This is a genomic window from Arthrobacter sp. SLBN-100, assembly GCF_006715305.1.
GTDB lineage: Bacteria > Actinomycetota > Actinomycetes > Actinomycetales > Micrococcaceae > Arthrobacter.
Window position 1 is genome coordinate 439,769 of the sequence record NZ_VFMY01000001.1, and the last position, 24,982, is coordinate 464,750.

The 24,982-nt window shown below is 63.9% G+C and carries 23 protein-coding genes; 7 read left to right on the top strand and 16 right to left on the bottom strand.

Annotated elements, in window-relative coordinates; genetic code table 11:
• Positions 1-8: 8 nt before the first annotated feature.
• From FBY31_RS01910 to FBY31_RS01945, 8 genes are all read right to left on the bottom strand, one after another.
• On the bottom strand, positions 9-2,444 hold the full coding sequence (locus FBY31_RS01910; protein WP_142036200.1) for an HAD-IC family P-type ATPase: 2,436 nt from the start codon (positions 2,442-2,444) through the stop codon (positions 9-11).
• Between the two features lie 3 nt (positions 2,445-2,447).
• The gene (locus FBY31_RS01915; protein WP_142036203.1) at positions 2,448-2,717 is read right to left on the bottom strand and encodes a hypothetical protein; all 270 of its coding nucleotides are present in this window, start codon (positions 2,715-2,717) and stop codon (positions 2,448-2,450) included.
• Positions 2,714-3,769, bottom strand: coding sequence for a zinc-dependent alcohol dehydrogenase family protein (locus tag FBY31_RS01920; protein WP_142036206.1), 1,056 nt, complete (start codon positions 3,767-3,769; stop codon positions 2,714-2,716). The genes FBY31_RS01915 and FBY31_RS01920 overlap by 4 nt, the downstream gene beginning before the upstream one ends.
• 105 nt (positions 3,770-3,874) lie before the next feature.
• Positions 3,875-4,738: a universal stress protein gene (locus FBY31_RS01925; RefSeq protein WP_235012876.1), complete on the bottom strand. Its 864-nt coding sequence runs from the start codon at positions 4,736-4,738 to the stop codon at positions 3,875-3,877.
• Positions 4,739-4,745: 7 nt separating this feature from the next.
• Positions 4,746-5,261, bottom strand: a complete 516-nt coding sequence (locus FBY31_RS01930; RefSeq protein ID WP_142036212.1) for a universal stress protein — start codon at positions 5,259-5,261, stop codon at positions 4,746-4,748.
• Positions 5,254-5,712 carry a universal stress protein gene (locus FBY31_RS01935; protein WP_142036215.1) on the bottom strand — a complete coding sequence of 153 codons (459 nt, stop codon included), beginning with the start codon at positions 5,710-5,712 and terminating at the stop codon, positions 5,254-5,256. Before FBY31_RS01935 ends, FBY31_RS01930 begins: the two co-directional genes overlap by 8 nt.
• 72 nt (positions 5,713-5,784) lie before the next feature.
• Positions 5,785-6,798, bottom strand: a complete 1,014-nt coding sequence (locus FBY31_RS01940) for a zinc-dependent alcohol dehydrogenase family protein (protein WP_142036217.1) — start codon at positions 6,796-6,798, stop codon at positions 5,785-5,787.
• Between the two features lie 23 nt (positions 6,799-6,821).
• Entirely contained in the window at positions 6,822-7,139 is a 318-nt protein-coding gene (locus FBY31_RS01945; RefSeq protein WP_142036220.1) for a pyridoxamine 5'-phosphate oxidase family protein, read from the bottom strand.
• A gap of 161 nt (positions 7,140-7,300) precedes the next feature.
• Here FBY31_RS01945 and FBY31_RS01950 point away from each other — a divergent pair, with 161 nt between their 5' ends.
• Positions 7,301-9,019: a GAF domain-containing sensor histidine kinase gene (locus FBY31_RS01950; protein WP_235012877.1), complete on the top strand. Its 1,719-nt coding sequence runs from the start codon at positions 7,301-7,303 to the stop codon at positions 9,017-9,019.
• Between the two features lie 21 nt (positions 9,020-9,040).
• Here FBY31_RS01950 and FBY31_RS01955 read toward each other — a convergent pair whose 3' ends face one another.
• Positions 9,041-9,727: a response regulator gene (locus tag FBY31_RS01955; protein ID WP_142036223.1), complete on the bottom strand. Its 687-nt coding sequence runs from the start codon at positions 9,725-9,727 to the stop codon at positions 9,041-9,043.
• A gap of 218 nt (positions 9,728-9,945) precedes the next feature.
• Here FBY31_RS01955 and FBY31_RS01960 point away from each other — a divergent pair, with 218 nt between their 5' ends.
• From FBY31_RS01960 to FBY31_RS01970, 3 genes are all read left to right on the top strand, one after another.
• Positions 9,946-10,797, top strand: a complete 852-nt coding sequence (locus tag FBY31_RS01960) for a universal stress protein (RefSeq protein WP_160142423.1) — start codon at positions 9,946-9,948, stop codon at positions 10,795-10,797.
• A gap of 100 nt (positions 10,798-10,897) precedes the next feature.
• The gene (locus FBY31_RS01965) at positions 10,898-12,460 is read left to right on the top strand and encodes a DUF4389 domain-containing protein (protein ID WP_235012879.1); all 1,563 of its coding nucleotides are present in this window, start codon (positions 10,898-10,900) and stop codon (positions 12,458-12,460) included.
• 73 nt (positions 12,461-12,533) lie between these two features.
• A complete protein-coding gene (locus FBY31_RS01970) occupies positions 12,534-14,435 on the top strand; it encodes a heavy metal translocating P-type ATPase (RefSeq protein ID WP_142036229.1) in 1,902 nt (633 codons plus the stop codon).
• A 38-nt stretch (positions 14,436-14,473) separates the two neighbouring features.
• Here the strand turns inward: FBY31_RS01970 and FBY31_RS01975 are convergent, their stop codons facing one another.
• From FBY31_RS01975 to FBY31_RS02005, 7 genes are all read right to left on the bottom strand, one after another.
• Positions 14,474-14,932: a pyridoxamine 5'-phosphate oxidase family protein gene (locus FBY31_RS01975; protein WP_142036232.1), complete on the bottom strand. Its 459-nt coding sequence runs from the start codon at positions 14,930-14,932 to the stop codon at positions 14,474-14,476.
• Positions 14,933-14,942: 10 nt separating this feature from the next.
• Positions 14,943-15,809 (bottom strand): universal stress protein, encoded by an 867-nt coding sequence (locus FBY31_RS01980; protein ID WP_142036235.1) that lies wholly within the window; start codon positions 15,807-15,809, stop codon positions 14,943-14,945.
• Complete coding sequence (locus FBY31_RS01985; RefSeq protein ID WP_142036238.1) at positions 15,796-16,266, bottom strand: universal stress protein; 471 nt, start codon at positions 16,264-16,266, stop codon at positions 15,796-15,798. Before FBY31_RS01985 ends, FBY31_RS01980 begins: the two co-directional genes overlap by 14 nt.
• A 77-nt stretch (positions 16,267-16,343) precedes the next feature.
• Entirely contained in the window at positions 16,344-17,741 is a 1,398-nt protein-coding gene (locus FBY31_RS01990; protein ID WP_235012880.1) for a DUF5129 domain-containing protein, read from the bottom strand.
• A gap of 74 nt (positions 17,742-17,815) precedes the next feature.
• Complete coding sequence (locus FBY31_RS01995; protein WP_142036243.1) at positions 17,816-18,259, bottom strand: GyrI-like domain-containing protein; 444 nt, start codon at positions 18,257-18,259, stop codon at positions 17,816-17,818.
• Between the two features lie 420 nt (positions 18,260-18,679).
• Complete coding sequence (locus FBY31_RS02000; protein ID WP_142036246.1) at positions 18,680-19,465, bottom strand: isocitrate lyase/PEP mutase family protein; 786 nt, start codon at positions 19,463-19,465, stop codon at positions 18,680-18,682.
• Positions 19,466-19,476: 11 nt separating this feature from the next.
• Positions 19,477-20,643: a cytochrome P450 gene (locus FBY31_RS02005; RefSeq protein WP_142036249.1), complete on the bottom strand. Its 1,167-nt coding sequence runs from the start codon at positions 20,641-20,643 to the stop codon at positions 19,477-19,479.
• A 428-nt stretch (positions 20,644-21,071) separates the two neighbouring features.
• Here FBY31_RS02005 and FBY31_RS02010 point away from each other — a divergent pair, with 428 nt between their 5' ends.
• From FBY31_RS02010 to FBY31_RS02020, 3 genes are all read left to right on the top strand, one after another.
• On the top strand, positions 21,072-21,593 hold the full coding sequence (locus FBY31_RS02010) for a hypothetical protein (protein ID WP_142036252.1): 522 nt from the start codon (positions 21,072-21,074) through the stop codon (positions 21,591-21,593).
• Between the two features lie 56 nt (positions 21,594-21,649).
• Positions 21,650-23,776, top strand: coding sequence for a bifunctional polysaccharide deacetylase/glycosyltransferase family 2 protein (locus tag FBY31_RS02015; protein ID WP_235012884.1), 2,127 nt, complete (start codon positions 21,650-21,652; stop codon positions 23,774-23,776).
• A 303-nt stretch (positions 23,777-24,079) separates the two neighbouring features.
• Positions 24,080-24,982, top strand: a complete 903-nt coding sequence (locus tag FBY31_RS02020; protein WP_142036255.1) for an SMP-30/gluconolactonase/LRE family protein — start codon at positions 24,080-24,082, stop codon at positions 24,980-24,982.

Below are 24,982 nucleotides of genomic sequence, written 5' to 3' on the forward strand. Positions count from 1 at the left end.
TCCCCCGGCTACCGGCGGAAAGGCCCGCCGGATGAAGATGGATCCGGGGCGGGAAACCTCCGCGCATGCGCCCGTCTCAGCAGCTCCATCGCTAGCATGCCCCCAGCTGCCGCGAGCAACGAGGCCGCGGCCAGCGGGGGCGGGGGCCATTCGAGGAGGAGGAACTCCTGGAGGGCCGGGATGGTGAGCACCAGGCCCAGCGTCAGGCACATCGCAGCAATGATCCCCAGTCGCGCGAGGTTAAGGGGCCGGCTCACCGCCCCGAGCACAGTGAGGGCAACGAGGGACAGGGTGATGACCGACGCCGTCCGGCTGGCCTCGGCGCTGAATCCGCCGGCTGCGCGGGAGAAAAGCTCCACTGCAACCACTGCCAAGGTGATGATGATGCCAGCGGGGACCGCCATGGCAAGCGAGCGTTTCAGGAAGCCCGGGGTGTAGCGGCGCGAATTGCCCATCAGTGCCAGGAAGAAGGCCGGTACGCCGATGGTGATGCCGTCCGTAACCGAGAGCTGGCGCGGAAGGAACGGAAAGTTCCACATCAGCGCCCCAAATGTCACGGACAGCGCCAGTGCGTATGTTGTCTTACTCAGGAACAGCACCGAGACCCGTTCAATGTTGGCAATCACTTGGCGGCCTTCGGCGAGGACAGCCGGAAGCCTCTCAAACCGGCCGTCCAGCAGGACCAGCCGGGCCACGGCCTTGGTGGCGGGCGCAGCCGAATCCATCGCTATACCGAGATCCGCTTCCTTCAGTGCCAAGGCATCGTTGACGCCGTCGCCTGTCATGGCGACGGTGTGGCCGCTTCTTTGCAGCGCGTGGACCATCTCTTTTTTCTGTTGCGGTGTGACGCGGCCGAATATGGAGTAGGCGTTGAGAATTTCAGCCAACTTGTCCGGGTCTGAGGGCAGGAGCCGGGCATCGTAGCCGCTACCCGCGTTAAGGCCCACCTCCCGTGCCACCGCAGCGACTGTCCGATGGTCGTCGCCGGAGAGGACCTTCAGTACGACACCCTGTTGGCGAAAGAAGGACAGAGTCCGGGCGGCGTCGGGGCGGACCTTTTCGCGGAAGGTCAGCAGCACCACGGCGTTGAGCATTCGGGGCAGTTCCTCCCGGCCTGCCGCGTCCTTGTTCATCACCTGCCAGGCGTGGGCCAGGAGCAGTGTCCGCAGGCCCTTCCGGGATAGCTCGGCGGAAGCGGCTTTGACCGCTGCACCGGCGTCATCCGGCCCCAGCAACAGTTCCGGAGCGCCAAGAATCCAGGTGCCGGCCGCTGGATGAGGCTCCTCGAAGGCTGCCGCACTCCACTTCCTGGCCGATGAGAAGGGAACGACGACGGCGGGATCCTGGCCGGCGAGGCCAGGGAAATTGCCTGCCAGGCACCTCGCGGTGGAGTTGGCATGGGGATCGTTGCCGAACCAGCCCAGGGCCTCCTCCCAACCTGCGGGCGAAGGCGCTGCGAGGGCGTGGACGGCGTCGAAGACCATCCGGCCCTCCGTCAAGGTGCCTGTTTTGTCGATGCAGAGAACATCCACCCTCGCGAGTCCCTCGACCGCCGCCAACTCCTGTACCAGCACATTTTGGCGCGCCAGCCGTACCCCGCCGATGGCGAAGGCGACGCTTGACATCAGGAGAAGTCCCAGCGGAATCATGGCAATGATGCCACCGGTAGCCCCAACCAGTGCACCCCGCCAGGCGCCCGTGGCCAGGGCCTGGTTCCAGCCGCCTTGCGCCTGCATCTGCCCATTTACCACTATCGCCATCACCGGAAGGAGCGCCCAGGTGATGAACCGCAGAACGCGGCCTATCCCGTTCCGTATTTCGGAGTTGACCAAGGAAAACCGCTTGGCTTCGGCGGTCAGACGCCGTGCATACGAGTCCGGACCTACACGGGTTACCAGTACCGTCCCCTGGCCCCCCATGACAGTGGCCCCCGACAGCACTTCCGACCCCCGGACCTTGGCGACCGGTTCGGACTCTCCCGTCAGCAACGACTCGTCCAGTTCGAGGCCGTCGCCCTGCAGAACCACAGCGTCAGCAACCACCTGGTCACCCGCTTGGAGTACCACGATGTCGTCGCGCACCACGTCGGCCACGGCAATTTCTCGGACCAGGCCCTCGCGGAGGGCTCTGGCACGGGGGGCGTTAAGGACCGCCAGCCTGTCCAGCAGTCTCTTTGCGCGGTATTCCTGGGCCACGCCGATGATGGCGTTGCTCAGCGCGGCGAAGCCGAAGAGTGCGTCCCGCCACTGCCCTAAAAAAAGGAGCAGGATGAAGCAGCCACCCACGATTGCGTTGAAGAGTGTGAAAACATTCGCGCGGATAATCAGCCACAGGCTCCTGGTCTGGTCATCCGGGGCTTCATTGGACAGCCCCGCGAGAGTGCGTTCCCGGACGTCAGCCGCTGACAGGCCGGTTCCTGCCGGTGAGCCAGCCCCGGAAAGCATCGTTTAGTCCGCAGGTTCCTGATGAGCCTTCATGAGGGTCCTGGCCCAGGCAGCCGCCTTTTCTGTTTCTCCCTGGCGCAGGGGCCCTTCGGTTCCGCTGACACAGAAGGGGACCGGGCTGGAAACAATGTGGGCACCGGCGTTTTTCAGCAGCTTCGTCGTCTTCTTCCCAGCGTCACCGTGAATGAAGAAGCGGACGCGGGTGTCAAAGGCGGCGGCCTTCACCCCCTTGAGTGCGCCATACGCCGAGTCATAGACGATGTGCGCTTTCATGCCGTAATGACCACCTTCAGTGCATTCGTTTCAGCAGCACGGGCAAAAGTATCGTAGGCGTCCATGAACTCGTCAAATTTGAAATGGTGGGTAGCGAACTTTTCCGCCGGAAGCTTTTTCTGCGCAACGAGCTTGAGCAGCATCGGTGTGGTGTTGGCGTTTACCAGACCCATGCTGATGTTGATGTTCTGAATCCAGAGATTCTCAAGGTGCAGTTCAACGGACTTGCCGTGGACACCGACGTTCGCGACGTTTCCGCCAGGACGAACAATCCCGGTGCACATCTCGAAGGTGGCAGGAATGCCGACAGCCTCGATGGCAACGTCCACGCCCTGGCCGTCCGTCAGGGCCAGGACCTGCTCTTTCCAGTCGCCGCTGCCCGACAGGACAATGTCCGTGGCGCCGAACTCCCGCGACTTTTCCAGACGGTTCGGGTCGAGGTCGACGGCGATGATGGCTGCTGCACCGTACAGCCCGGCGGTGGCGATTGCCGCCAGCCCGACAGGACCCGCCCCGACCACTGCTACAGTGTCGCCGGGCTTGACCCGCCCGTATTGGACCCCGATCTCGAACCCGGTCGGAAGAATGTCAGAGAGCATGACCGCCTGCTCATCACTGACGTTGTCCGGCAGGAGGTGCAGGGAATTCTCCGCATAGGGGACCCGCACGAATTCGGCCTGCGTCCCATCGATCAGGTGACCGAAAACCCATCCGATTCCCGAAGCTCCTTCATCACCCATGCAGTGCGAATACAGGCCTGTCTTGCAGTTGGCGCAATGGCCGCAGGACTTGATGCAGGAGATGATCACCCGATCACCCGGCTTTAAGCCTGTTACAGATGATCCGACCTCAGTGATGGTGCCTACCCCTTCGTGGCCGAGGATGCGTCCTTCCGTAACGGCTGGCACATCTCCCTTGAGGATATGCAGATCGGTTCCGCAGATGGTGGTGGTGTCGACCCTGACGATGGCGTCCGCGGGGTTTTGAAGTGTGGGATCTGGTACGTCCGTCCAGGATTTCCTGCCGGGGCCTCCGTAAACTACGGCCTTCATAACCGCTCCCTCCTTTGATGCTGTTCGGATACCGACGCACTTCCACCATGAGCGTGCGGCCGCTTCGCGGTAAGGGACGAAAGTCCCGGAAACTGATCGTTGGCCTTATGCCCCTGGGCCCATGCCTTGGATTTTGGCTATCGGGCGTTCCCGGGAAATCAATACGGGGCCAGTTGCGTGATGCAGGACCGCGTGCGCCGTTGAACCGATTGTTCCGCGGGCCAGTCTTTGGCTTTTGGTTCCGACGACGGTTATTCCCGCGCCCCGCGAGCTGTTGAGCAGGGCGCGGGGAACGGAAGTTTCTTCAATGAGTTCTTCATGGATGCTGCCGCCCGGAGACAAAGTCCGGGCGCTTGCCGCCGCTGCCCCGAGCAGAGCCCGGGCTTCGCGCCGGGCGCGGGGAGCGGCGGCATCCCGTCCCCCGCTAAAGGGTAGGCGCAGGACGTGAACGATAACCACATCCGTTCTCATGGCTTCGGCGAGGACGCAAGCATCGTGCAGGGCCACCGGGGAACCGGTGGAGTCGATGCCCACGACTATGGGCCCTTCAGGGGCAGGGTCGAGCCTAACGACGGCAACGGGGCAGTTCGCCGTCGCGGCCAGTTCCAGGCTCACAGAACCTACGAGAAGTCCCAGGAAGCCACCGGTGCCCCGGCTCCCCAGAACCAGCATCGCCGCCTCATTGGACAGCCGACGCAACTGGGCTGTCGGCAATCCGTCGAGCAGCACTGTTCGGATCCGCAGGGTGGGTTCGACAGTCAATGCCTCAGCAGCGCCCTGATCCAGGACTGCCTGGGCGTGGTGGCGGAGGCCGCTATCGGAGATTCCTTGGACCGGCCCCAGATCCTGGGTGAACAAAGGCCACAAGGAGCAGTGAACCACCAACAGTTCTGCATCCAGAAGGGGGGCGTGTTGTGCTGCCCAGCGGACGGCCAGGGATGATCCAGCGGAGCCATCATAGCCCGCCACCAGACGCTTAGCTTCCTGCACGGGCTGGACTAGGATGGTTGCCCCCGACGGTCAATGCCGTAGCAACTGCATCCGGAAACGCCGGCGGGAGATCTGAACCGTGAGCGATAAGGACAGGGCACTTCGCGTGCTCCGCGACAGCGGCGCTGACCGAACCAAGCAGCAGGCCCTCAAACCCCCCATGACCACGGCTGCCGACAACTACAAGCCGGGCGCGCCTGCTTTCCTCAACCAGCACTTTCGCAGGCGGACCCTGCGAGATCACCATCTGGATGTCAACCGGAGTGGAGTCACCGAAAGCCTTGGAGACGGCCGCTGCACAGATTTCGCGCGCATCCTTTTCGGGGTCCCAGACCAGCGGGGTAAACGTGCCGACGGCGATCTGGAACTGCCAGCAGGTTACAGCCCGGATGGACGCTTGAAACAACGGTGCCAACGCCCCTGCCCAGCGGAGGGCAAGGATTGATTGCTCACTCCCGTCGACGCCGACAACAATCGCCGAAACGCCGCTGGACTCACTCACCGTGTTCCTCGGGATCCTGGCCAACAACCAGCACCGGGCAATGGGCGTGCGCCACGCAGGCGGAACTTACCGAGCCCATGAGCTGTCCAAGCAGGCCGCCGCGGCCCCGCCGGCCCACAACCAGAAGCTGCGCACTCTTACTTTCCTCGACCAGGACCTTCGCAGGCGAACCCGTCCTGACGGTTGTCGACAGGTGCTGCGGCCGTGCGTCCCCGAAGGCCCGCTCGATTGCCTGCTCCATCAGACGCTTGGCGATTGCCTCGAGCTCTGCAGCGCTGTCGATATAGCCTGCCGGCAGGTGCGCCGGCAGATAGAAGTCAGAGAACCCCAGGCAGGTGATGACCTCTATCCGTGTGCCCAGCGCCGAAGCCAGACGACCTGCCAAGCGCAGCGGAGCCGGGGAGTATTCGGAGCCGTCGATCCCAACAATGATCCGTTCGAAGTCAGTCATAAAAGTACCTTGCCCCCCAGCGGTTCTGCGGCCTAGGGCCGAAGGTCACTCAAAGGAGCGATCCATCCCCGGTTAGGTCGCGACGCCGGGGCGTACCAGTACTGCAGCGCCGGCAAAACGATCACGTGAGAGGTCCAGCAACGCCTGGTCTGCCCTGTCCCAGGGGTATGGGACTGTGGTGGGCCGCAAGGGGATTTTTGCGGCCAGCGCCAGGAACTCCTCCCCATCAGCCCGCGTGTTGGCTGTCACGCTGCGCAGCTGCCGTTCCTGGAAGAGATCCTCCTGGTAATTCAAAGCCGGGATGTCGCTCAAGTGGATCCCTGCTACGGCCAGGGTTCCTCCCCGGTCAAGGGCCCGCAGGGCAACGGGTACCAGTTCACCCGCGGGCGCAAACAGGATGGCCGCATCCAAGGGCACGGGCGGGCTGTCCTCAACGCCTCCGGCAAATGTCGCTCCGAGCTCCAGGGCCAGCGACTGCGCTGCGCGTGAACGGGTCATGACGTGCACCTTCGCGCCCTGGAACTTGGCCATCTGCGCTGTCAGGTGGGCGGAGCCGCCGAACCCGTAGATACCCAGGTTTCCGCCCGGCGGCAGTTCTGAGCGCCGAAGAGCACGATATCCGATGATGCCCGCGCACAGCAGCGGTGCTGCCTCTTCATCCGTGAAGACAGCAGGAATCCGGTAGGCATAATCCTCGTTGACCGTCATCATCTCCGCGTAACCGCCGTCGACATGCCAGCCGTTAAAGAGCGGCCGGAGGCAAAGATTCTCATCCCCGCGAAGGCAAAAACGGCAGGAACGGCATGTCCGGGCGAGCCAGGCTGCTCCCACACGTTCACCCAAGCTGAACCGGGTGCTCCCGGGCCCCAACGCAATGACCTCCCCGACGACCTCGTGTCCCGGTATCCTGGCGGGGCCGCGCGGCTGGAGGTCTCCCTCGGCAAGATGAAGATCGGTGCGGCAGACACCGCAGACGCGCACCGCCAGAAGGATCTCGTGGGAGCCAGGAGATGGATCCGGACGATTACCTGAGCGCAGCGGCCCGTCAGTGATGGGCCCCGGCTTCTCCACCCACCATGCCTGCATGATCCCGCCTCAGTTCCTGCACGTCACTCCAGCCCGGACCGGATTGCATCATCCAGGGGCCCGTCCCAGGCCAACGGGGCGGCGATCTTGAATCGACGCCCGCTGACGCTGTCCGGCACGATACGGATGAAGTGGTCCTTCCGGCCGGGCTCCCATGGGAAAAGCCATTGCCCCATTGAGTCCATAAGCTCCGGAGTGCGGTCCAGCGCCGTAGCCTGGCCCTTCACCATGACGCTCCAGGCGCCCCCGTTGGTGTCTGTGCCGTCGGTCTCCAGGGCGACCCGCTGGCCCAACGCAGTGGCGAGCTTGGTGCCCGGGCCGGTTCGGAAAACCAGGGTCATGCTCTCGATGCTATGAAGTCAGCCAAGCCACCAACAGGGCACAAAGACCGTAGTGGAAAGCAGCCACCCCTAGTCCGGCCCTCCTGGCAAAGGTAGTCTGTTGCGGACTACATCAACCGGCATGACGGTCCGGCTGGAACTTCGCTCGAGAGGCTGCCCAAATGAGCGAGCCAATGCATGCCTCCGGAACTGGTGACCGGCCGATCTTTGCCGGGGCCAGGATGAATGAGCTTCTCACTGGCTTTGTTGACCAGGCCGGTGAACTGGTGAATGCGCAGCAACGGATGCGCGGCCTCCTGGAAGCGGTCGTCGCCCTCGCGGAGGACCTAAGCCTGGAGGCCGTACTTCAAAGGGTGGTCAACTCCGCGTGCACTCTCCTCGGGGCAGGGTTTGGAGCGCTGGGAGTCATCAGTGAAGAGCATGATGCTTTGAGCCACTTCATCACCGTTGGCATCGATGACGCAACGGCGCGGAAGATTGGTCCCCTGCCCACCGGGCATGGCGTTTTGGGTTTGTTGATCCGTGATCCGAAGCCGCTGAGGCTGCATGACCTCAGCCGGCACCCGGAAGCGTATGGATTTCCGAAAAACCATCCGCCCATGACGTCGTTCCTGGGCGTGCCGATCCGGGTGCGTGACTCTGTGTTCGGCAATCTCTATCTGACGCAGAAGGAAGGCGGTGGAGACTTTACCGACGAGGATGAAGACTTGGCGCAGGCACTGGCCGCGGCGGCCGGCGTCGCTATCGAAAACGCCAGGCTTTACGACGACTCCCGCCGAAGAACGAGGTGGCTGGAAGCTTCGATGGAAGTAACCAGAAGGATGATGGACGGGGACACGCAGGAGGGCGAGGAAGGGGCCCCGGACATGATTGCCGGACGGGCGCTCCGGGAATCCGCTTCGGAGCTGGCCCTGCTCCTTGTCCAGGAGCATGCGTCCGAGCTATTTCACGTCGCGGGGGCCGCCGGGGAAAGGTCCTCCGATTGGGCGGGACGCTTTCTGGCCCTGACTTGCCCGGAGATCCGGGCGGTTATTGACACAGGCAAAGCGGCGGTGATTGAAGACGCTGCGACGATCTTGGGGCAGGATGCGGCTGCAATGCCAGGGCGCCTCCTGGCCATGGATCTGAGCACCCACGGCACCCATCACGGGCTCCTTGTCCTGGTCCGGAAGCGAACGGAAGGCGCATACCGGCCGGCAGATGTTGAGATGGGAACAGTTTTCTGTTCCCATGTCGCCATGGGGCTGGAACTTGCCCGGGCACGCCGGATGCGCGAACAGCTTGCCGTGTTTACGGACCGGGACCGGATCGCCCGGGATCTCCATGACCTCGTGATCCAGCGGCTGTTCGCTACAGGGCTCAGTATCCAGAGTCTTCAACGTTTCAGCTCCAGGGAGTCGCAGGCCGGGACGATTGCGAAAGTCACGGCTGAACTCGACGAAACTATCCGTGAACTGCGCAACACGATCTATTCGTTAAGCAGATCCTCGGGCGAGGTGGAACTGCTCAGCAGCCGGATTCTGCAAACGGTAAGGTCTGCCACGCAATCCCTGCCGTTCGTACCCCACCTGACGCTGACCGGGCCGATCGACGCCATCCGGGACGAGTCGACGGTGTCAAATGTGCTGGCAGTTCTCACGGAAGGTTTGAGCAACGCGGTCCGGCATTCGGGGGCAGCGTCGATCAGCGTGTCGATTGCCGTTAGCGAAGGAAGGCTTGCCGTTCGCATCAAAGACGACGGCCGGGGCTTCTCCGCTCCGGGGACAGGCAACGGCCTGTCGAACATGTTGCACAGGGCAAATGCCCTCGGCGGCAACTTCGAGATGCACAGCCCGCCGGGGGCGGGAACCGAAGTGGAGTGGACCGCCCCGGTCTTCTGAACCACCAATGTTCTGGCGGTTCTACTGCGCCTGTCCTGCGTTGTATGCGACATGAACGGCCGCCTGGGTCCGCCTCTCAAATCCCAGCTTTGCCAGCAGGGATGACACGTAGTTCTTCACCGTCTTTTCCGCGAGCTGCATGCGTTCCCCGATCTGGCGGTTCGTCAGCCCTTCCCCTACGAGTTCCAACACGCGCCGTTCCTGCGGCGTCAGCGACTCCAGCCTGGGATCCACTCTTTCGGGCTTCGCCAGTCCTTGGATAATCCGAGCCTTGAGGTCGGCGCTGAACAAGGACTCCCCGCGCGCTGCCCGGCGCAGCGCCCCAATCAGATCCGTGCCGCCGATCTCTTTCAGAACGTAGCCGGAGGCCCCGGCAATGACCGCGCCCCTGAGTGCCTGTTCGTCGTCATAGCTCGTCAGGATCACGCAGTTCAGGGTCCCATCGATGGAACGGACATCACGGCAGACTTCGATCCCGGTCCCGTCGGGCAACCGGGCATCCAGCACGGCAACGTCGGGACGAAGGGCAGGAATGCGACGCACCGCTTCGGCAGCTGAGCCGGACATTCCGACGACGACGAATCCTTCGCTCTCCAACAGGTCCTGAAGCCCGCGCCGGACCAGCTCATGGTCATCGAGGATGAACACCCGGATGCCGGTGCCCGGCGCTGCAGCACTGCCCGCTGATGCTTCCGACTTCATTTTCATTCCTTATGGTTCGGGGCCTGTCCGAGGGGACGGCCGTGCAAATCCTCGTACCACTCATCCTTGAGGAACCGTATCGGGTGCACAAGGGCCCTTAGTCACCGCTCATGGGAAGAGCCGACCTGAAGGCCGATGACGATCGGGGACTAATGGCACTGGGCGCTGGCTCTCCACCGGGCACACTGAAGATATTCCGTGGTTCACTGGAGGGGAGCAAGGTTGTGTCTGGTCGGGAGGTGCTGGCAGGCGCGGACGGTTCAACCAGTGGCCAAAGGGCCCAGGAGTGGGCAGCGCAACGGGCGGTCGACCTGGCACTCCGGCTGCATCTGGTAAGGGCAGTCCCGGAGCCCGGGTACTTCAGGGTTCCGTCCGAATATCGTCAAGCGGCCACGCAGGCCGAAGGTCTACTGGACGCTGAAAGCCGCAGGATTGCCGCCCTTCACCCCGGGCTGGAGATCGTCACCAGCTGCCGGGCCGGTGAGACGGTGGCAGTGTTGCTCGTGCTGTCCCAAGCGGCAGAAGCCGTGGTTCTGGGCTCGGACCGCCGGCCGGACCGCAGGGGAGAAGGATTCGGATCCATAAGCTTTCAGGCAGCAGTCCTGTGCCGGAGTCCGGTGGTTGTCGTGCCGGATGTTGATCCGGCCGTACCAACGGCGGACAGCGTGGGCGTTCTGGTCGGCGTTGACGGCTCACAAGAATCCGAACTCGCGCTGAAGGCGGCCGGGGAGGAGGCCCTCCGAACGGGAGCCGTCTTGACGGTCCTGCACGCTGTGGCCGGGGGAGATCTTTCGGGAAGGGCATTTCCGGGTGATGCTGGACGCACCCATCAGGCCGACCCGGAAGAACTCCTGTCCGCTGCTGTCCGTAGGGTCACGACCTCCTGCCCCGGGCTGGAGGTGCACCAGGCGCTCAAAACGGGCGTCCTCCCTGCCGACGCACTGATACGGGCAGCCATGCATGCCAAGTTGCTGGTGATCGGCTGCAGGGGCCGGGGCGGTCTCCGGAAACCAGTGGGCTCCATCGCCGAAAAGGTGCTGCTGGAGTTGCCCTGCCCCACCATGATCGCCCGTTGAGCTCCTCGGCAGCCGTGGACCCTGGAGTGACTTTTGGCCCTACTCCATCCCTCTTCGAGAACCCACCCTTAAGAAGCACTGGCACCTAAGGAGGACATCCATGAAGGCCCGTTCCATAGTCATGCTCATACTTGGTATCTTGCTGTCGATGGCAGGTGCAGGACTCCTGTTCTGCGGCATCGGTGCATCCTGGCTGAACCTCGTCCAGAACGACGACGGGTACCTCACCTCACCTCAGGAACGCTTCGCCGTCGACACCCATGCGATTGTGTCTGCCAGTACGGAAGGCATGCGCGACGACGTGGGGCCCGCCCCATTGCCCTTCGACGTGGGCAGCCTCCGTATTAGCGGGGAATCAGCAAACCCAGCCAAGGAAGTCTTCATCGGGATTGCGGCGAGGGCCGACGTCGAGCGCTATCTGGGCGGATCAAACTATTCGGAGCTGCGGGAGGTGGATTTCAGGCCCTTCCGGGCCGAATATCGGGAAGTGGCAGGTACGGAGCCCCTCTCACCGCCGGCGGAACAGGAATTCTGGGTAGCTTCTGCCGCCGGCCCTGGCCAACAGGAGGTCAACTGGAATATCGAGTCCGGGAACTGGTCGGTGGTGATCATGAACACCGACGCCTCCCCTGGGCTTGCGGTGGACCTGCAGGCCGGTTTCAGGTCAGAGCTGTTCGGGCCGATCGCGGCCGGGCTTCTGGCAGCGGGTGTGATTCTGCTGGTCATTGGCGTCCCGTTGCTGGTTTTTGGTGCCCGCGGGTTGGGGCGGCGGACCGGCCCTCCCACCGGGTCCGGAACTCCGGCGTTGGCGTCTGCTGCCTATCCCGGGCAGAGAAGCGGCTCGGCGCCGGTAGTGGTTCAGGGGCAGGCTCAAGGCTCAGTTACGGGACGGGATTCAACTCCGGGGTCTTTGGAGGCTGTCGAGGCGGCGCCGTACCCCGCACGGCTCAGTGGTGAAATCGACCCGTTGCTGTCCAGGTGGATGTGGCTGGTCAAATGGTTCCTCGCCATCCCGCACCTGATTGTCCTCTTCTTCCTGTGGTTCGCGTTCGCAGTGGTCACTATCGTGGCCGGGTTCGCGATTCTGTTCACCGGCCGCTATCCCCATTCGCTCTTCGTCTTCAACGTGGGCGTCCTGCGCTGGAACTGGCGCGTGGCCTTCTATGCGTACGCCGCGGTGGGAACGGACAGGTATCCGCCCTTCACGCTGTCCCGGACGGATTATCCCGCCGATTTTGAAGTGGATTATCCGGAACGGCTTTCCCGCGGGCTTGTCCTGGTCAAGTGGTGGCTGCTGTCGATTCCGCACTTGCTGGTTGTCGCCGCCTTCACAAGTGCCAGCGCCATCCGCTGGAGCAACCCCGAAACCCCCGCCGTCAGATACGAAACGGGCTCGGGGATCTCCCTGCTGGGGTTGCTGGTATTGATCGCCGCCGTAATTCTCCTGTTCAGCGGACGCTACCAGCGGCCGCTTTTTGGGCTGATCCTGGGCATCAATCGCTGGATTTACCGGGTCATCACGTACGTGGCCCTGCTGCGGGATGAGTACCCGCCGTTCCGCCTGGACCAGGGCTCCAGCGACAACCACCGGCAGCAGATCAGTGTGGATGACGGGCCGGGCCGGCCTCCTGCCCCGCCCCGGCCCACTGCAGGGCTCGGTTGAGGCTGCGCGGAAGCACGATAGCGGATCCGGAGGCCTCTAGCTGCAACTGTCGGACGGACCTAAGGTCGAGATCATGGACCAAGCAGCTCTGAGGGCGGTAATTGGGCGGTTTCCGCTGGTGGCGGCCACGGTAGCAGCGGGAATTGTCGTCGCGGTGTTGCTGGGGCTGGGGGAGGACCTGGCGGCCCGATGGACTGCAAGCGCCTATGCCATGGTGGTTGCCGTTGTCCGGTCCGGCTCGATGTTCAAGGCGCTGCTGCGGGGCCGGTGGGGGATTGACCTCCTGGCCGTGACAGCCATCGCCGCGACGGTGGTCGTCGGGGAGTATGTGGCCGCTCTGATCATTGTGCTGATGCTGGCCGGGGGAGAAGCCCTGGAAGACATTGCCGAAGGACGGGCTACCCGCGAGCTCAGGTCGCTGCTGGAGCGAACCCCGCAAACTGCCCACCGGGAACGGAACGGCGGTCCGCCGGAGGACATCCCGGCCGACGCCGTCTGCCCCGGCGACGTCCTCCTGATCAAACCCTCAGAAGTGGTCCCCGTTGACGGGATGCTGCTGACCGCTGCCGGCAGCTTCGATGAATCCACATTGACAGGCGAGAGCCTGCCGGTGGAACACGTGAAGGGCGATGCGTTGCTCAGCGGATCCGTCAATGGTGACAACGCTGTACACATGAAGGCCGCATCGACGGCCAAGGACTCGCAGTACAGCCAGATCGTTGCCTTGGTCCAGGAGGCGGCAGCCAGCCGGGCGCCGGTGGTCCGGCTCGCTGACAGGTACGCCGTTCCCTTCACGCTCCTCGCCTTCGCCTTGGCGATGGTGGGCTGGTATATGAGCCAGGACCCGGCGCGGTTCGCCCAGGTTCTTGTCGTGGCTACCCCTTGTCCGCTACTCATCGCAGCCCCGGTGGCGTTCCTCGCCGGCACAAGCCGGGCAGCCCGCTCGGGAATCATCATTAAGAACGGGGGCACCCTCGAACAGCTGGCCCGGGTGCGGACGGCCGTTTTCGACAAGACGGGCACGCTCACCCACGGCCGGCCCACGCTGGAGGAGACCAGGATCTCAACGGAAGCCGCAGGGCTAATCACCGCGGACCGGCTGCTACAGCTTGCCGCGTCGGCCGAGCAGTACTCCTCCCATGTCCTTGCTTCATCCGTCATTGACGCGGCCCGCCAACATGGTCTGGACCTGCTGCCGGGCAGCAACGCGACTGAACACGCCACGCAGGGTGTCACCGCAACATGCGGCCATCACGCGGTGGTGGTCGGCAAACCCGGCTTCGTGCGTTCCGTCACCACCGGTTTTGAGGAAGCCGATACGGCAGGGGGACAACTGGCGGTCTACGTCGGTGTTGACGGACACTTCGTTGGCGCGCTGGTCATGCGCGACCCGCTGCGGAACAATGCGGTGCGCACACTGGATGCCCTGCGCAGGCTGGGCGTCCAGGAAACCCTCCTCCTGACGGGTGATGCCCAAGGGACGGCCGAACAAATTGCATCCCAGGCCGGGATCGCCCGGGTCAAGTCAGGATGCCTGCCCGGTGACAAAGTCTCCATCGTCGCAGGACTGCGGAAACGCCCGGTCATGATGGTGGGCGACGGAGTCAACGACGCTCCTGTCCTGGCGGCAGCGGATGTCGGCGTCGCCATGGGCGCAAAAGGATCAACCGCGGCGAGCGAGTCAGCCGACGTGGTCATCCTGCTCGACGATCTATCCAAGGCAGCGTTGGCGGTCGACATCGGCCAACGAACCATCAGGATAGCGCTGGCAAGCATCTGGACCGGGATCCTGCTGAGCATCGGCCTAATGATTGCGGCAGTATTCGGCTACATTCCTGCTGTGGCCGGTGCGCTCCTTCAGGAGCTGGTGGACTTGGCCACCATCCTGAACGCGCTCCGTGCCCTGCGAAGCGGCGGCCGGGGCAGCACGACGGCGATGGGCGGCAGCCCAGTCATCGCCGCCGGCCTGAGGTGAGCGCCGGCGTCGTGAGCTGGTTTTGCCCTGCCGGGGCGTCACTGCCGTTGGGTGTCCAGGGGCGGCCACCAGCGGGCCGCCGGGTTGATGACAAAACGCCGGCCGCTGACCTCCGTCGGCGTTACCCGCACCAGGTGGTCTTTGCTTCCCGCTTCCCAGGGCGAAAGCCCTGCGTCTGCTGCTTCCTGGAAATCCGCTTCGGTGTCCACAACGGCGGCAGTTCCCTTGACGACGACGCTCCACGCAATGGTGCCGTAGGTATTCAGTCCATCGGCTTCCAATGCGACCGGACTTCCCCCCAGCACGGCATCCAGTTTGGTTCCCCGGCCCGTCCTGAAGACCACCGTGCCGTAGTCGGGGACGTAATTCACCGGGAAGATTTCAGGCTCCCCGCCTGTGGTGACTGCTATCCGGCCTACTGAAGCCGAACGGAGGTATTTCCAGCAGTCATGAGTGCTGAGGACTTCCGTGTCCGGTCCTGAAGAGTTGTTTTGCATTCCTGTGCGCCTACTTCCCGTGCTTCATACGCCGGATAGGGGTTATCACCGTGGGACAGGGCAAACGCGTCAGCACCGCGTGTGCGGTGGAGCCGAGAAGCAGCCGTTTGAAGCCGCCCCGGCCACGGCTTCCCACCACGAGCATTTGTGCGCCGGCCGCGGCCTGGACGAGTGCCGCTGCGGGTTCCTTCTCGGTGTCCAGGACCTGGTGCACCACAAGGTCCGGGTAGTCCTCTCGAAGTCCGGAGATGGTTTCTGCGAGCACGATCCGCTCCTCGTCCTCCATCAACTGGGGGAGGTTTTCGGTCAGGAGGCCGCTGTCAGTGAACCGGTCGGGCGGGCTGAAAGCATAAAGGACTGTCAGTTCCTGTCCCTCGCGGTCTGCCTCAGCAGCACCGAAGGCAACGGCCTGGGTGGCTTCTTCCGAGCCGTCAACCCCTACAACCACACCTCGGCCGCCTTCTGTCCCAGTGTCTCCGATCACGGCCACCGGACATTTCGCCGCGGCAGCGACCTGCAGGGCGCGATCGGTCAGTGATCCACCCAGATGGGGGGCGCCGGACCCCACCACAAGCATCGACACCTTGCCGGAATACCTGCGCAACTCGCCCGCGATGCTTCCCTCGAGGACCTTGGTAGTGATGTCAATCGGAACGGTGCCGCGAACCCGTTTGGCCGCCACATCCAGCAGTTCGCTGCCCTTCTCCAGCAGAATCCCGGTCCACGAGACAGGCTCCGCCACCCAGCGGTCGTCAACAACATGAAGGATGACCAGCGGCACACCGGCACGTGCGGCCCGGGCTGCAGCCCACCTCACAGCCGCCTGGCTTTGGGCAGACTCATTGGTTGCAACGGCGATCGGCTTAGAATTTCTCACTGCTGGTCTTCCTTTCCTTATTGGGGCTATGTACCACCAGGACGGGACAGTGCGCATGGGCTACGCAGGCGGAGCTGACGGACCCCAGGAGCATGCCGCCGAATCCACCATGACCGCGCCTGCCGACGATGAGCATGTCGGCATGCCGACTGGCGTCTATTAGCGACTCACGGGCATGGCCCCGGACCACCTGCGGTATGACATTCGGCGGAGTCTCCTGGCCGAAGGCCTGTCTCAAGGCGTCCGTGAGGACCATCATCACTCGTTCCTCGAAGCGGTCGATCCCCATCGCCACGTAGCCCGCATAGACTTGCGGATCCTCCCAGTAGGCGGTGGCCAGTACCTTGGCCCCAAGAGGGAGAGCCAGCCGCTGGGCCTGCCGGAGGGCTTCCACCGACGCCTCCGATCCGTCCACCCCCACCACGAACCTGCCACCCTCTGACGCTGACTCCTCCATGGCCGCTTCCCTTCATCGCTCCGTTGCTGCTATCAGCCTGCGGGGTTCCACCGGGCGCCGATAGGGCCAAAAGCCACCTAAAAGCTGGACGAACTGCCCGATCCGGAAAAGCTTCCCCCGCTGCTCCCATATCCTGTGGTTGCCCCGCCGCCCCTCGCTGTACTGACGCTGCCAACGCCGGTGCTGAGGCCGGAGTTGAAGGCGGGAACCGAGAAGAAGTAGTAGGAGGGATAGACCGTTCCCAGGATGCTGGGTTCGTACCGCCGCCCCCGGTGGCGGTCCAGGCCATCCTCGGCGTTCTCCATCTCCGCGCGCATGAGCTTCGCTTCCCGCTCGGTCCTGGCAAAACCTTCGATGACCGTTTCGGCATGGCTTTTCAAGAGCTCTGACAGCTGGGTCCGGGCATCACGTAACCGGTCGAGCGCAGCTTCCGGCGTGATGGAGCCGTCGGAGAGTTCGGCGGTCCAGCGCTCGATGTTGTGCAGGCTCTCGGCCCGGAAGGACCTGAGTGCTGCGGCCGTGGCCGAGCCGCCTTGCCCGTGACGCTTGGTGAGCAGTTGTTCCAGCCCGGCGAGGTCGGTGCGGAACGGTGCCAGTTGTCGGTCCCAAGCCGTGGGCCAGGTACTGGCCAGGTTCAGCAAAGCGTTGCTGTCCGCGATGACGTCATCCAGGGCGTCCAGTTCGGCCGCCGCATTTGCGTACTCCTGTACCAGCTTGAGGCTGGACCTGCGGCCCAGCGCCTTCGGGCTGAGGGCGTGCACCCGGTTGGCCAATCCAGTAGCGGCGTTGTACCGGTTGAGGAAGGTGCGATGTTTTTCCAGGACGTTGCTGCCATAGCGGGAGGACTCGGGGATGGTGCTGGCATTGAGTTCAGTGACGTCCAGGTCCGTACTCACGTTGACGTAACTCCGGTCCCCCCGCTCCAACTCCTTACGGCTGCCGGCCCTGGTCACTACCTGGACAATCAACCATGCGGCAGCGGCCAGCGCGGCGAGTGAACCGGCTATCCAGGCGGTGATGACGAAGGCAGCCGACTGGTACCAGGGCTGGTTAATCAGTTCAGCGCCACGTCGGACACCGGCTATGGTTCCCTCTGTCCATTGGGCGTCCCGCAGGAGGTCCTTTGCAGCGTTCTGGATGTCGTCACGTTGTTCCAGGGAAACCTTTCGGTCTTCGCCCATGTAGGTGCCCACGTGCCGTCCCACGGGGTCGAGGGCGAAGATGAAGAGCCCGTTTGCCCACTTCTGCCCGTCCGAGCTGATCCATTCCGGGTGTTCGGCGCGGGCGAAGCGAAGAACTTCTTCGTTCAGATTGTCAGCGGCGCTGCCGTTGTAGGTGTACACGGCCACCTTGGTGGGCTCATGAAACTCGACCGCGCTGATGGCCGGGTCGAGGGTATTGCGGTCAAGAACTCCTGCCCGGTCCTCGACAACCACATCCCCCGGTGCAGCTGCCAAGGCTGTTGGGCCAGCCACAACCAGCAGAGCAGCCAGCAGCAGCAGCGCGGTACTTTTCCACCAAGGTGCCTGAAGCAGAAACCGCCCACGCATCAGGCGACCGGCCACACGATTCTTGTCTGCCATTTCAAGGGATCGACCTCCGTCGATGGACCGTTTAAGTAGTATTCCCACATCGTGTCCAAAGGGGTTCGTCCTGCCACTTTTATCTGTTCCTGAAGGGCCGCGTAGGTCCTGTTCAACGTCTCGTAGGGCCCGGTGTGCAGCGCCTCGAAAGCGTCGGCCTCCGGAAGGTTGCTGGTGACGACATTCCCAGCGCCTGCTAGGTTGCCTGCGATCGGAAAACCGGCCTCGACGTCGACTGTCCGGGTGGGTGCGCCGCGGTAGAGCGCAAAAGGCGGACCGGCGAGTTGGACGTTCTGCGCCTCGGCCTCCGCTGCGACGGCAGCGAACGCACGACCGAAGAAATCAGTCAGGGCAGCCATCGGAACGCTTTCGCGAAGCACAGCAGTCTGCTGCTCAGCTATGTGAACCATTCTCGGTTCTGTGTGCACGGTATTCACAAGGAGAAGATCTCACTTGGAACTGGTCTGCGACAGGGCCGAATGGCACAGGGCGTGAGCTAAAGAATGCGTTGCGGAGGTACGCGGCCACGGTCAGGGACGAGAGCTGGAAAATGCCAGGAAGTCCTTGGCTCTATGGTGCCGGCGGGGTAGATGGATTCGGCGTTGATTCCGCCGGTTTGGGTGGGTGCGGCGATGGTGGCGGCGTGCGGTTTGGGAGCCGTCGCATATTGTCGCGATCATCGAACTCGTCAAGCGATACCGCTCTCTCCGGACCAGCGATGCCGCTCTCTGACCGTCACAGATCCTTCCTATGGGCCCCTTCGGGGGCTTTTTCAGCTGGCGGCGGATGTCGCATATATCTGCCTCCCGACGGGTTCGCACCGCTGGCCTTCAGCCCGTGAGTCCCTGGCTGAATGAGACGAGGCGCGATTGCATCTCCCAGTACGGAGTGGCGGCCGGCAGCGGCTTGCCGTCACGCAGGGCGTTCGCGACGTTCACAGCCGCGTCAACTGCTGCACGGTACGGCAGGGAGCCGGAACTCACCCGTCGGACCCCCAGCTCACCAAGTTCGGTAACAGTCAGCGAGGGATGTGCCAGCACGTTGACCGGCAGCCGCATACCGGCGGTGATGATCTGGATGTCCTCCGGAACCACGAGTCCGGGGACAAAGATCCCGTCCGCCCCGGCGTCGGCGTAGACACGGCCTCGGAGCAGGACGGCTTCCAAAGTGGCCTGCTCGCCGAACCATATGTTGTCGACTCGGGCGTTGATGAACATAGCCGGGCTTCGTCGCTTAACGGCGGCGAGCTTGTCGGCAAAGGCTGTTGGATCGATTAGGTGCCCCGCCTTGCTGTCCTCAAGGTTGACCCCGGCCACACCCAGGGCAGCCAGTTGGGCGACAAATTCCGCGACCTCGGCGGGGTCGTCGGAGTAACCGTCCTCGATGTCTACCGTGACGTGGACAGGCAGTCGGCACAGCTGCGCCACCAGTGCGGCGGTTACCGCCTTGCTGGACCGGCCTCCGTCAGGCAGGCCAGCACTGGCCGCAATGCCGAAGCTGGTGGTGCCGACGGCCGGGAATCCCGCCGTCACAAATGCCAAGGCGGATCCGATGTCCCAGGCATTGGGCAGGAGCAGTGGCGCCACAGCGTGGTGGAGTTCCCGAAAAGTAGCCATTTTCATTCCGATCAGGCCGGCTGCCACTTGACCGGGAGCGCCTTCAGCCCATAGACGATAGTGCTTTCCATTCGTTCCAGATTGGCTCCCTCAACCAGAGAAAGCCCGGGCAATCGGGACAGCAGGGCCTCCAGCGCGATCCTGGCCTCGAGCCGGGCCAGCGGCGCGCCGAGGCAGAAGTGAATGCCGTGGCCGAAAGCCAAATGCCGGTTCTGGCCGCGGTCGACGTCGAACTCACCAGGCCGCTGGAACTGCCGCTCGTCGCGGTTGGCGGAGCCGATCCAAGCCACGATCGGCGCACCCGCGGGAATCCGTTCGTCTCCCAGGGTTGTCCCTGCGACCGTTACCCGGTACATGGACTGGACCGGCGACCGAAAGCGCAGCACTTCTTCGATGGTCTGGGGAAGCAAGGCGGGTTCCTGCCGGAGACGGTCGATGGTGCCGGGCGACTCAGCGAGGCACAAAACGGCGTTGCCAATCAGGTTGGTGGTGGTCTCATTGCCGGCAACAAGCAGCAAACTGCAAAAACCGAGCAGTTCGGGCACCGTCAGATTTTGGCCGTCAATCTTGGCGGAAAGCAGGTTGCTGATCAGGTCCTTACCGGGCCGGCTCCTGCGCTGTTCGATCAGGGCCAGGAAGTACTCCGTCATCTCGGAGTTGGTGGCGTAGTGCTCCTCACTGGTCGAACCAGTCCGCGTTTGGCTGACAATCACATCGGACCAGTACTTGAAGTGCTCACGGTCCTGGGCAGGAATGCCCATAAGTTCGGAGATCACTATGACCGGCAACGGGTACGCCAGTTCCCTAATCAAGTCGGCGCTCCCGCGGGCCGCAATCCCCTCCAGAAGCTCGTCCGCGAGCCCGGCGATACGGGGAGCCAGGGCATCCACAGCTTTCGGCGTGAACGCCTGGGTGACCAGGGAGCGTAGCTGCCGGTGCCGTGGAGGATCGGTGGTGATCAGGCTCGAGGCGAACAGTTGGCCGGTCCCTGATGGATCCTCACCGCCGATGCGCGACGAGAACGTAGCATGCTCTGACAGGACCCGTTGAACGTCGTCGTACCGGAAGACGTGCCAACTTCCCGATTGTTCGTCGTGAAAGACAGGGGCTTTTTCCCGCATTCGTTCATACCCGGGAAAGGGGTCGAGCTGATGTTCGCCGAACTGGGTGAAGTCCATGGATGGCCTCTCTGCCCGCCTGGCGCTCTGTCGGCCTGACGGACGCCCGGGCTTCGGTTGACTGACCCTTGAGCCTTGATTTTATCCATCGCCTGCTCCTGGGTCATTAGCAGGCGACGAACCCGGGTCTGCTCGGCGGGCGGCAGCGGCCACGGCGGCATCTTTCAGTACGGTCGGCCAAGCATTTCCCCTTGTGGGGTCGTTTTGCCGGTCGATACCGGTGCTTGCTCCGTGAACTGGGTGAATGGTATCCATCCCAGCAGATTGGGGCCGAGCACGATTCCGAGGACTATTTCGAACACCTCGGCTGGTTCCAAGGAAAGAGTTCCAAAGCTGCAGCCATCGTCAGCGGTGGCCCCATAGCAGCCCGTTCCGCGAGGAATCACCAAGTTGGGTTAAGAAAGCCCATCCTCTAAGGTTGGTGCTCGATGAAAGCCCCTAACGAGACGTCCGATCAGCCGCGCGCCGCGTCGCCACATGGTCCTGTATTTGTTGATGCGTCGGGCCGGCGGTTGCGGCGGGTCAAGCTTTTGGGTTTGGGGGCCCTCGGGATCGTGGCAGGGTACGTGGTCCTCCTCCTGGTTGCGCTCATGGGCGGTTCCAACGTGGCTGCACCCTACCTGCCCCTCCCCGCCGCCGCGGGGACGGGCAATCTGCCGTCTTCCCCACCGGCACCGGCTTCCCACGCCGGTAACCTCCAAGGCGCTGAAGGCCCCGCTGCTGTCCCGGCAGCGCCAGCCGCCTTCCAGGTCCCGGTAGCAGCGCCCCAGGCCGTTCCCGTAGCACCGCCTGCTGCTGCCGCGCTCCCGCCTGCGGCCCCCGCCGGAGCCGTAGTTGCGCCAGCGGCCACTGGGAAGCCGACGGCCCCCGGAATGAGCAGCTCCGTGCAGGGCGCGAACGAGTTGGCGCCAGGCCAGGCAACACGGCCCTCGTCACCGCCGCGCCCGTGAGTTATCCTCGCCCGAGCAGAGACGGCGTCCGCACCGAAGGCCCTCGTCCTGCCAAGGTGCGGGCCCACTGGCTGGTCCTCATGGCCACCCTGTTGGCCTTGGGCCTTGCCCTGGTGGTACAGGGGTACATGCACCACCAGGGTCGGGTCGGTGATAACCCGGTAGCGGCAGCCGAATCTGCCGGTGAAGTCCCGAAGGCCGTATCGCAGGGCGGTCCGGTGGTGGATTCCCGTGGCGGGGCGGTCCGTGCGGCCGGCCCTCCGGACCGCACCGTGGCCCTGACTTTCGACGACGGACCGGACCCCGTTTGGACGCCGCGGATCCTCGACATCCTTCGGAAGCACCAGGTCCATGCAACCTTCTTCGTCATCGGTTCCGCGGCAGCGGACAACCCCGATATTTTGCGCCGTATTGTCGCTGAAGGCCACGAAGTGGGCGTCCATACGCTCACCCACGCTGATCTCGGCACTGCCGAGGCGTGGCGCACGCAACTCGAGGTGCAGGGTGCCCAGGATGTAATTGTGGGCATCACGGGTCAATCCGCGTCCCTGTTGCGTCCGCCGTACAGTTCCGGCAACGCGGCGCTCACCAATGGCACGTGGTCCGCGATGCAGGAACTGGCGGACGATGGTTACCTCACCGTGCTCAGCAGCATGGACAGCGAGGACTGGCGGCTCCCAGGCGCGGCGGCGATCCAGGGCAACCTCGATCCTTCAGGCCCGCAGGGGCAGGTGGTCCTGATGCACGACGGCGGAGGCGACCGGGAGCAGACCGTCGCCGCCCTCGACTCCGCCCTGACGAAGTTCGAGGACCAGGGCTTCCGGGTCACCACCGTGGGTGACTCAATAGGCATTGACAGCACGCGGCCAGCCTCCAGCATGGAAAAGGTCAGCGGGACAGCCTTCCTGTGGGGCATCCGCCTCAGTGACTTCGTGGTCACGGCCATCTCGTGGGCGCTCGTTGCTGCCGGAGTCGTAACCTTCATCCGCGCCGTCCTCGTGGTCTTCTTTGCCGCGCGCCACAGCCGCGCCGCTCGCCGCATCACGGCGGCCGGCCGTGGCCGGCGCAGGGTGGACGTGATGGTCCGGCCCGAGATTACTGAACCGGTCACCGTGATCGTGCCCGCGTACAACGAGTCGGCCGGCATCGAGGCCGCGGTCCGGTCCATTGTGGCCTCGACCCACCCCGTTGAGATCATCGTGGTGGACGACGGTTCAACCGACGGAACGGCGGACATCGTGGACGTGCTCGGACTGCCGGGCGTCACGGTGATCCGTAAGGAGAACGGCGGCAAACCGTCTGCGCTGAACGCGGGGCTGCAAGCTGCCACCCACGAGCTTGTGGTGATGGTGGACGGCGACACCGTCTTCGAACCGGACACGGTCCATGCCCTCATCCAGCCCTTCGCCGACCCGCGCGTGGGCGCCATTTCCGGGAACACGAAGGTCGCCAACCGCGGGGGCATCCTCGGCGCCTGGCAGCACATCGAGTACGTCGTCGGCTTCAACCTGGACCGAAGGCTGTTCGACGTCGCCGAATGCATGCCGACTGTCCCCGGCGCTATCGGTGCTTTCCGCCGTGAGGCCCTCCTCCGGGTCGGTGGCGTCAGTGACGACACACTCGCCGAGGACACCGACCTGACCATGTCCCTGTGCCGTGATGGCTGGCGTGTGGTGTATCAGGAGGATGCGCGGGCCTGGACCGAGGCGCCGGCAAGCCTCGCAGCGCTCTGGAAACAGCGCTACCGCTGGTGCTACGGCACTTTGCAGGCCATGTGGAAGCACCGGGGCGCGGTGGTGCAGGGAGGCGCTGCGGGCAAGCTCGGCCGGCGCGGACTTGGTTACCTGCTGGTCCTGCAGGTGCTGCTGCCCCTGTTCGCGCCCGTCGTCGATGTCTTTGCTGTCTACGGCCTGATCTTCCTCGATCCACTCCGGATTGCCGCGCTCTGGCTCATCTTCCTGGCCGTTCAGTTCCTGATGGCTGCCTACGCGTTCAGGCTCGACAATGAACGGCTACGGCCGCTGTGGACGCTTCCGCTTCAGCAGTTCGTCTACCGGCAGCTGATGTATCTCGTGGTCATCCAGGCAGTGGTTACGGCGCTGGCCGGCGTGCACCTTCGGTGGCACCGCATGGAAAGGTACGGCAGCCTGGGCGACGCCCCGATTGGCCAGGGCCAAGCCTAGGACGTGCGGAAGCCCGCCATGGAGTCTTGGGGCCAGGAAACCCGGTATCCAACACCTATCCCACCGGGTGCGCGGTTTGCCTGTCCAGGATCAGCGCCGTGAATCACTGTCGGTGCCTCAAGACATCAGGAAGTTCAGACAGTCTGATCGGGCACCGACCAAGAGTCCGGAGCATGGTTGATATTGTGGAATTCGGGTGCTGGAACAGGAAGTGCGACGGGAGTTGCCTTTCCGGCGGCTCGGGCGTTCCACTGGCGGATGTCGTGCAGGAAATGCGCGAGAACTGGATGCAAAGGGGCTCGGATGGTTGCTGCACTGACAATCGGCGGGCTGGACTGCCTGTTCACGGGCTCGGCATGGGCCGAGGGTCCCTTGTGGGTGCCATCGTCCCAGGCAGTTCGCTGGAGCGATATCCCGAATGACCGCATCCTCGAGTTCGACCCCGCCGCGGGGAGGACCCGCGAATACGCGCTTGGGGTCGAATTCACAAACGGCCGTACCCTCGACGCCGACGGCAGTGTGGTGCAGTGCAGCCACGGGCGCCGCAGGATTGAGCGTGACCGCGGGGGAGTGGTGACAGGACTGGTTGATTCCTACCGGGGCCGCCGGCTGAACTCGCCCAACGACGTCGTGATTGCACGTGACTCCAGCATCTGGTTCACGGACCCGCCGTACGGGATCCTTCCAGGCACTAAGGAAGGGCACGAGGGGGAGCAGGAGTACGGCGGCTGCTACGTTTTCCGGTTCGAGCCCGCTTCAGGAACACTGACAGCAATGATCACTGACCTCGTCCACCCCAACGGGCTGGCCTTCTCACCGGATGAGTCCGTTCTCTATGTTGCGGACACAGCAGGTCCTCATTATGGGGTTCCGTTGAGGATCGCCGCCTACGATGTGGCGGACGGCACCTGCCGCCCCAGCGGAATGGTTCTCGAGCTGGAAGAAGGCAATGCTGCTGACGGTTTGCGGGTTGATGTGCAAGGCAGGATCTGGACCTCTGCCGGCCCCGCCGTCCGGGTCTATTCACCGTCCTTCGAACTCCTGGCTACCGTGGCAGTGCCTGAGCGGGTGTCGAACTTGTGCTTTGGCGGCCCGGACGGCCAGGACCTTTACATCACAGCCACCGCCAGCCTGTACTGCATCCGCAGCACCACGCGGGACGCGGCGGCCAAGGATTTTAACACCCGCAACCGAACACGAGGATAA

Bases quoted from the DNA above. Each gene is read 5' to 3' on its own strand.
- FBY31_RS01995 (WP_142036243.1), bottom strand. From the start codon at position 18,259: ATGGTTCACATAGCTGAGCAGCAGACTGCTGTGCTTCGCGAAAGCGTT.
- FBY31_RS01985 (WP_142036238.1), bottom strand. From the start codon at position 16,266: ATGGAGGAGTCAGCGTCAGAGGGTGGCAGGTTCGTGGTGGGGGTGGAC.
- FBY31_RS01935 (WP_142036215.1), bottom strand. From the start codon at position 5,712: ATGACTGACTTCGAACGGATCATTGTTGGGATCGACGGCTCCGAATAC.
- FBY31_RS01970 (WP_142036229.1), top strand. From the start codon at position 12,534: ATGGACCAAGCAGCTCTGAGGGCGGTAATTGGGCGGTTTCCGCTGGTG.
- FBY31_RS01945 (WP_142036220.1), bottom strand. From the start codon at position 7,139: ATGACCCTGGTTTTCCGAACCGGCCCGGGCACCAAGCTCGCCACTGCG.
- FBY31_RS02000 (WP_142036246.1), bottom strand. From the start codon at position 19,465: ATGGCTACTTTTCGGGAACTCCACCACGCTGTGGCGCCACTGCTCCTG.
- FBY31_RS01940 (WP_142036217.1), bottom strand. From the start codon at position 6,798: ATGCAGGCATGGTGGGTGGAGAAGCCGGGGCCCATCACTGACGGGCCG.
- FBY31_RS01955 (WP_142036223.1), bottom strand. From the start codon at position 9,727: ATGAAAATGAAGTCGGAAGCATCAGCGGGCAGTGCTGCAGCGCCGGGC.
- FBY31_RS01950 (WP_235012877.1), top strand. From the start codon at position 7,301: ATGAGCGAGCCAATGCATGCCTCCGGAACTGGTGACCGGCCGATCTTT.
- FBY31_RS02005 (WP_142036249.1), bottom strand. From the start codon at position 20,643: ATGGACTTCACCCAGTTCGGCGAACATCAGCTCGACCCCTTTCCCGGG.
- FBY31_RS01965 (WP_235012879.1), top strand. From the start codon at position 10,898: ATGAAGGCCCGTTCCATAGTCATGCTCATACTTGGTATCTTGCTGTCG.
- FBY31_RS01910 (WP_142036200.1), bottom strand. From the start codon at position 2,444: ATGCTTTCCGGGGCTGGCTCACCGGCAGGAACCGGCCTGTCAGCGGCT.
- FBY31_RS02010 (WP_142036252.1), top strand. From the start codon at position 21,072: ATGAAAGCCCCTAACGAGACGTCCGATCAGCCGCGCGCCGCGTCGCCA.
- FBY31_RS01975 (WP_142036232.1), bottom strand. From the start codon at position 14,932: ATGCAAAACAACTCTTCAGGACCGGACACGGAAGTCCTCAGCACTCAT.
- FBY31_RS01920 (WP_142036206.1), bottom strand. From the start codon at position 3,769: ATGAAGGCCGTAGTTTACGGAGGCCCCGGCAGGAAATCCTGGACGGAC.
- FBY31_RS01915 (WP_142036203.1), bottom strand. From the start codon at position 2,717: ATGAAAGCGCACATCGTCTATGACTCGGCGTATGGCGCACTCAAGGGG.
- FBY31_RS02020 (WP_142036255.1), top strand. From the start codon at position 24,080: ATGGTTGCTGCACTGACAATCGGCGGGCTGGACTGCCTGTTCACGGGC.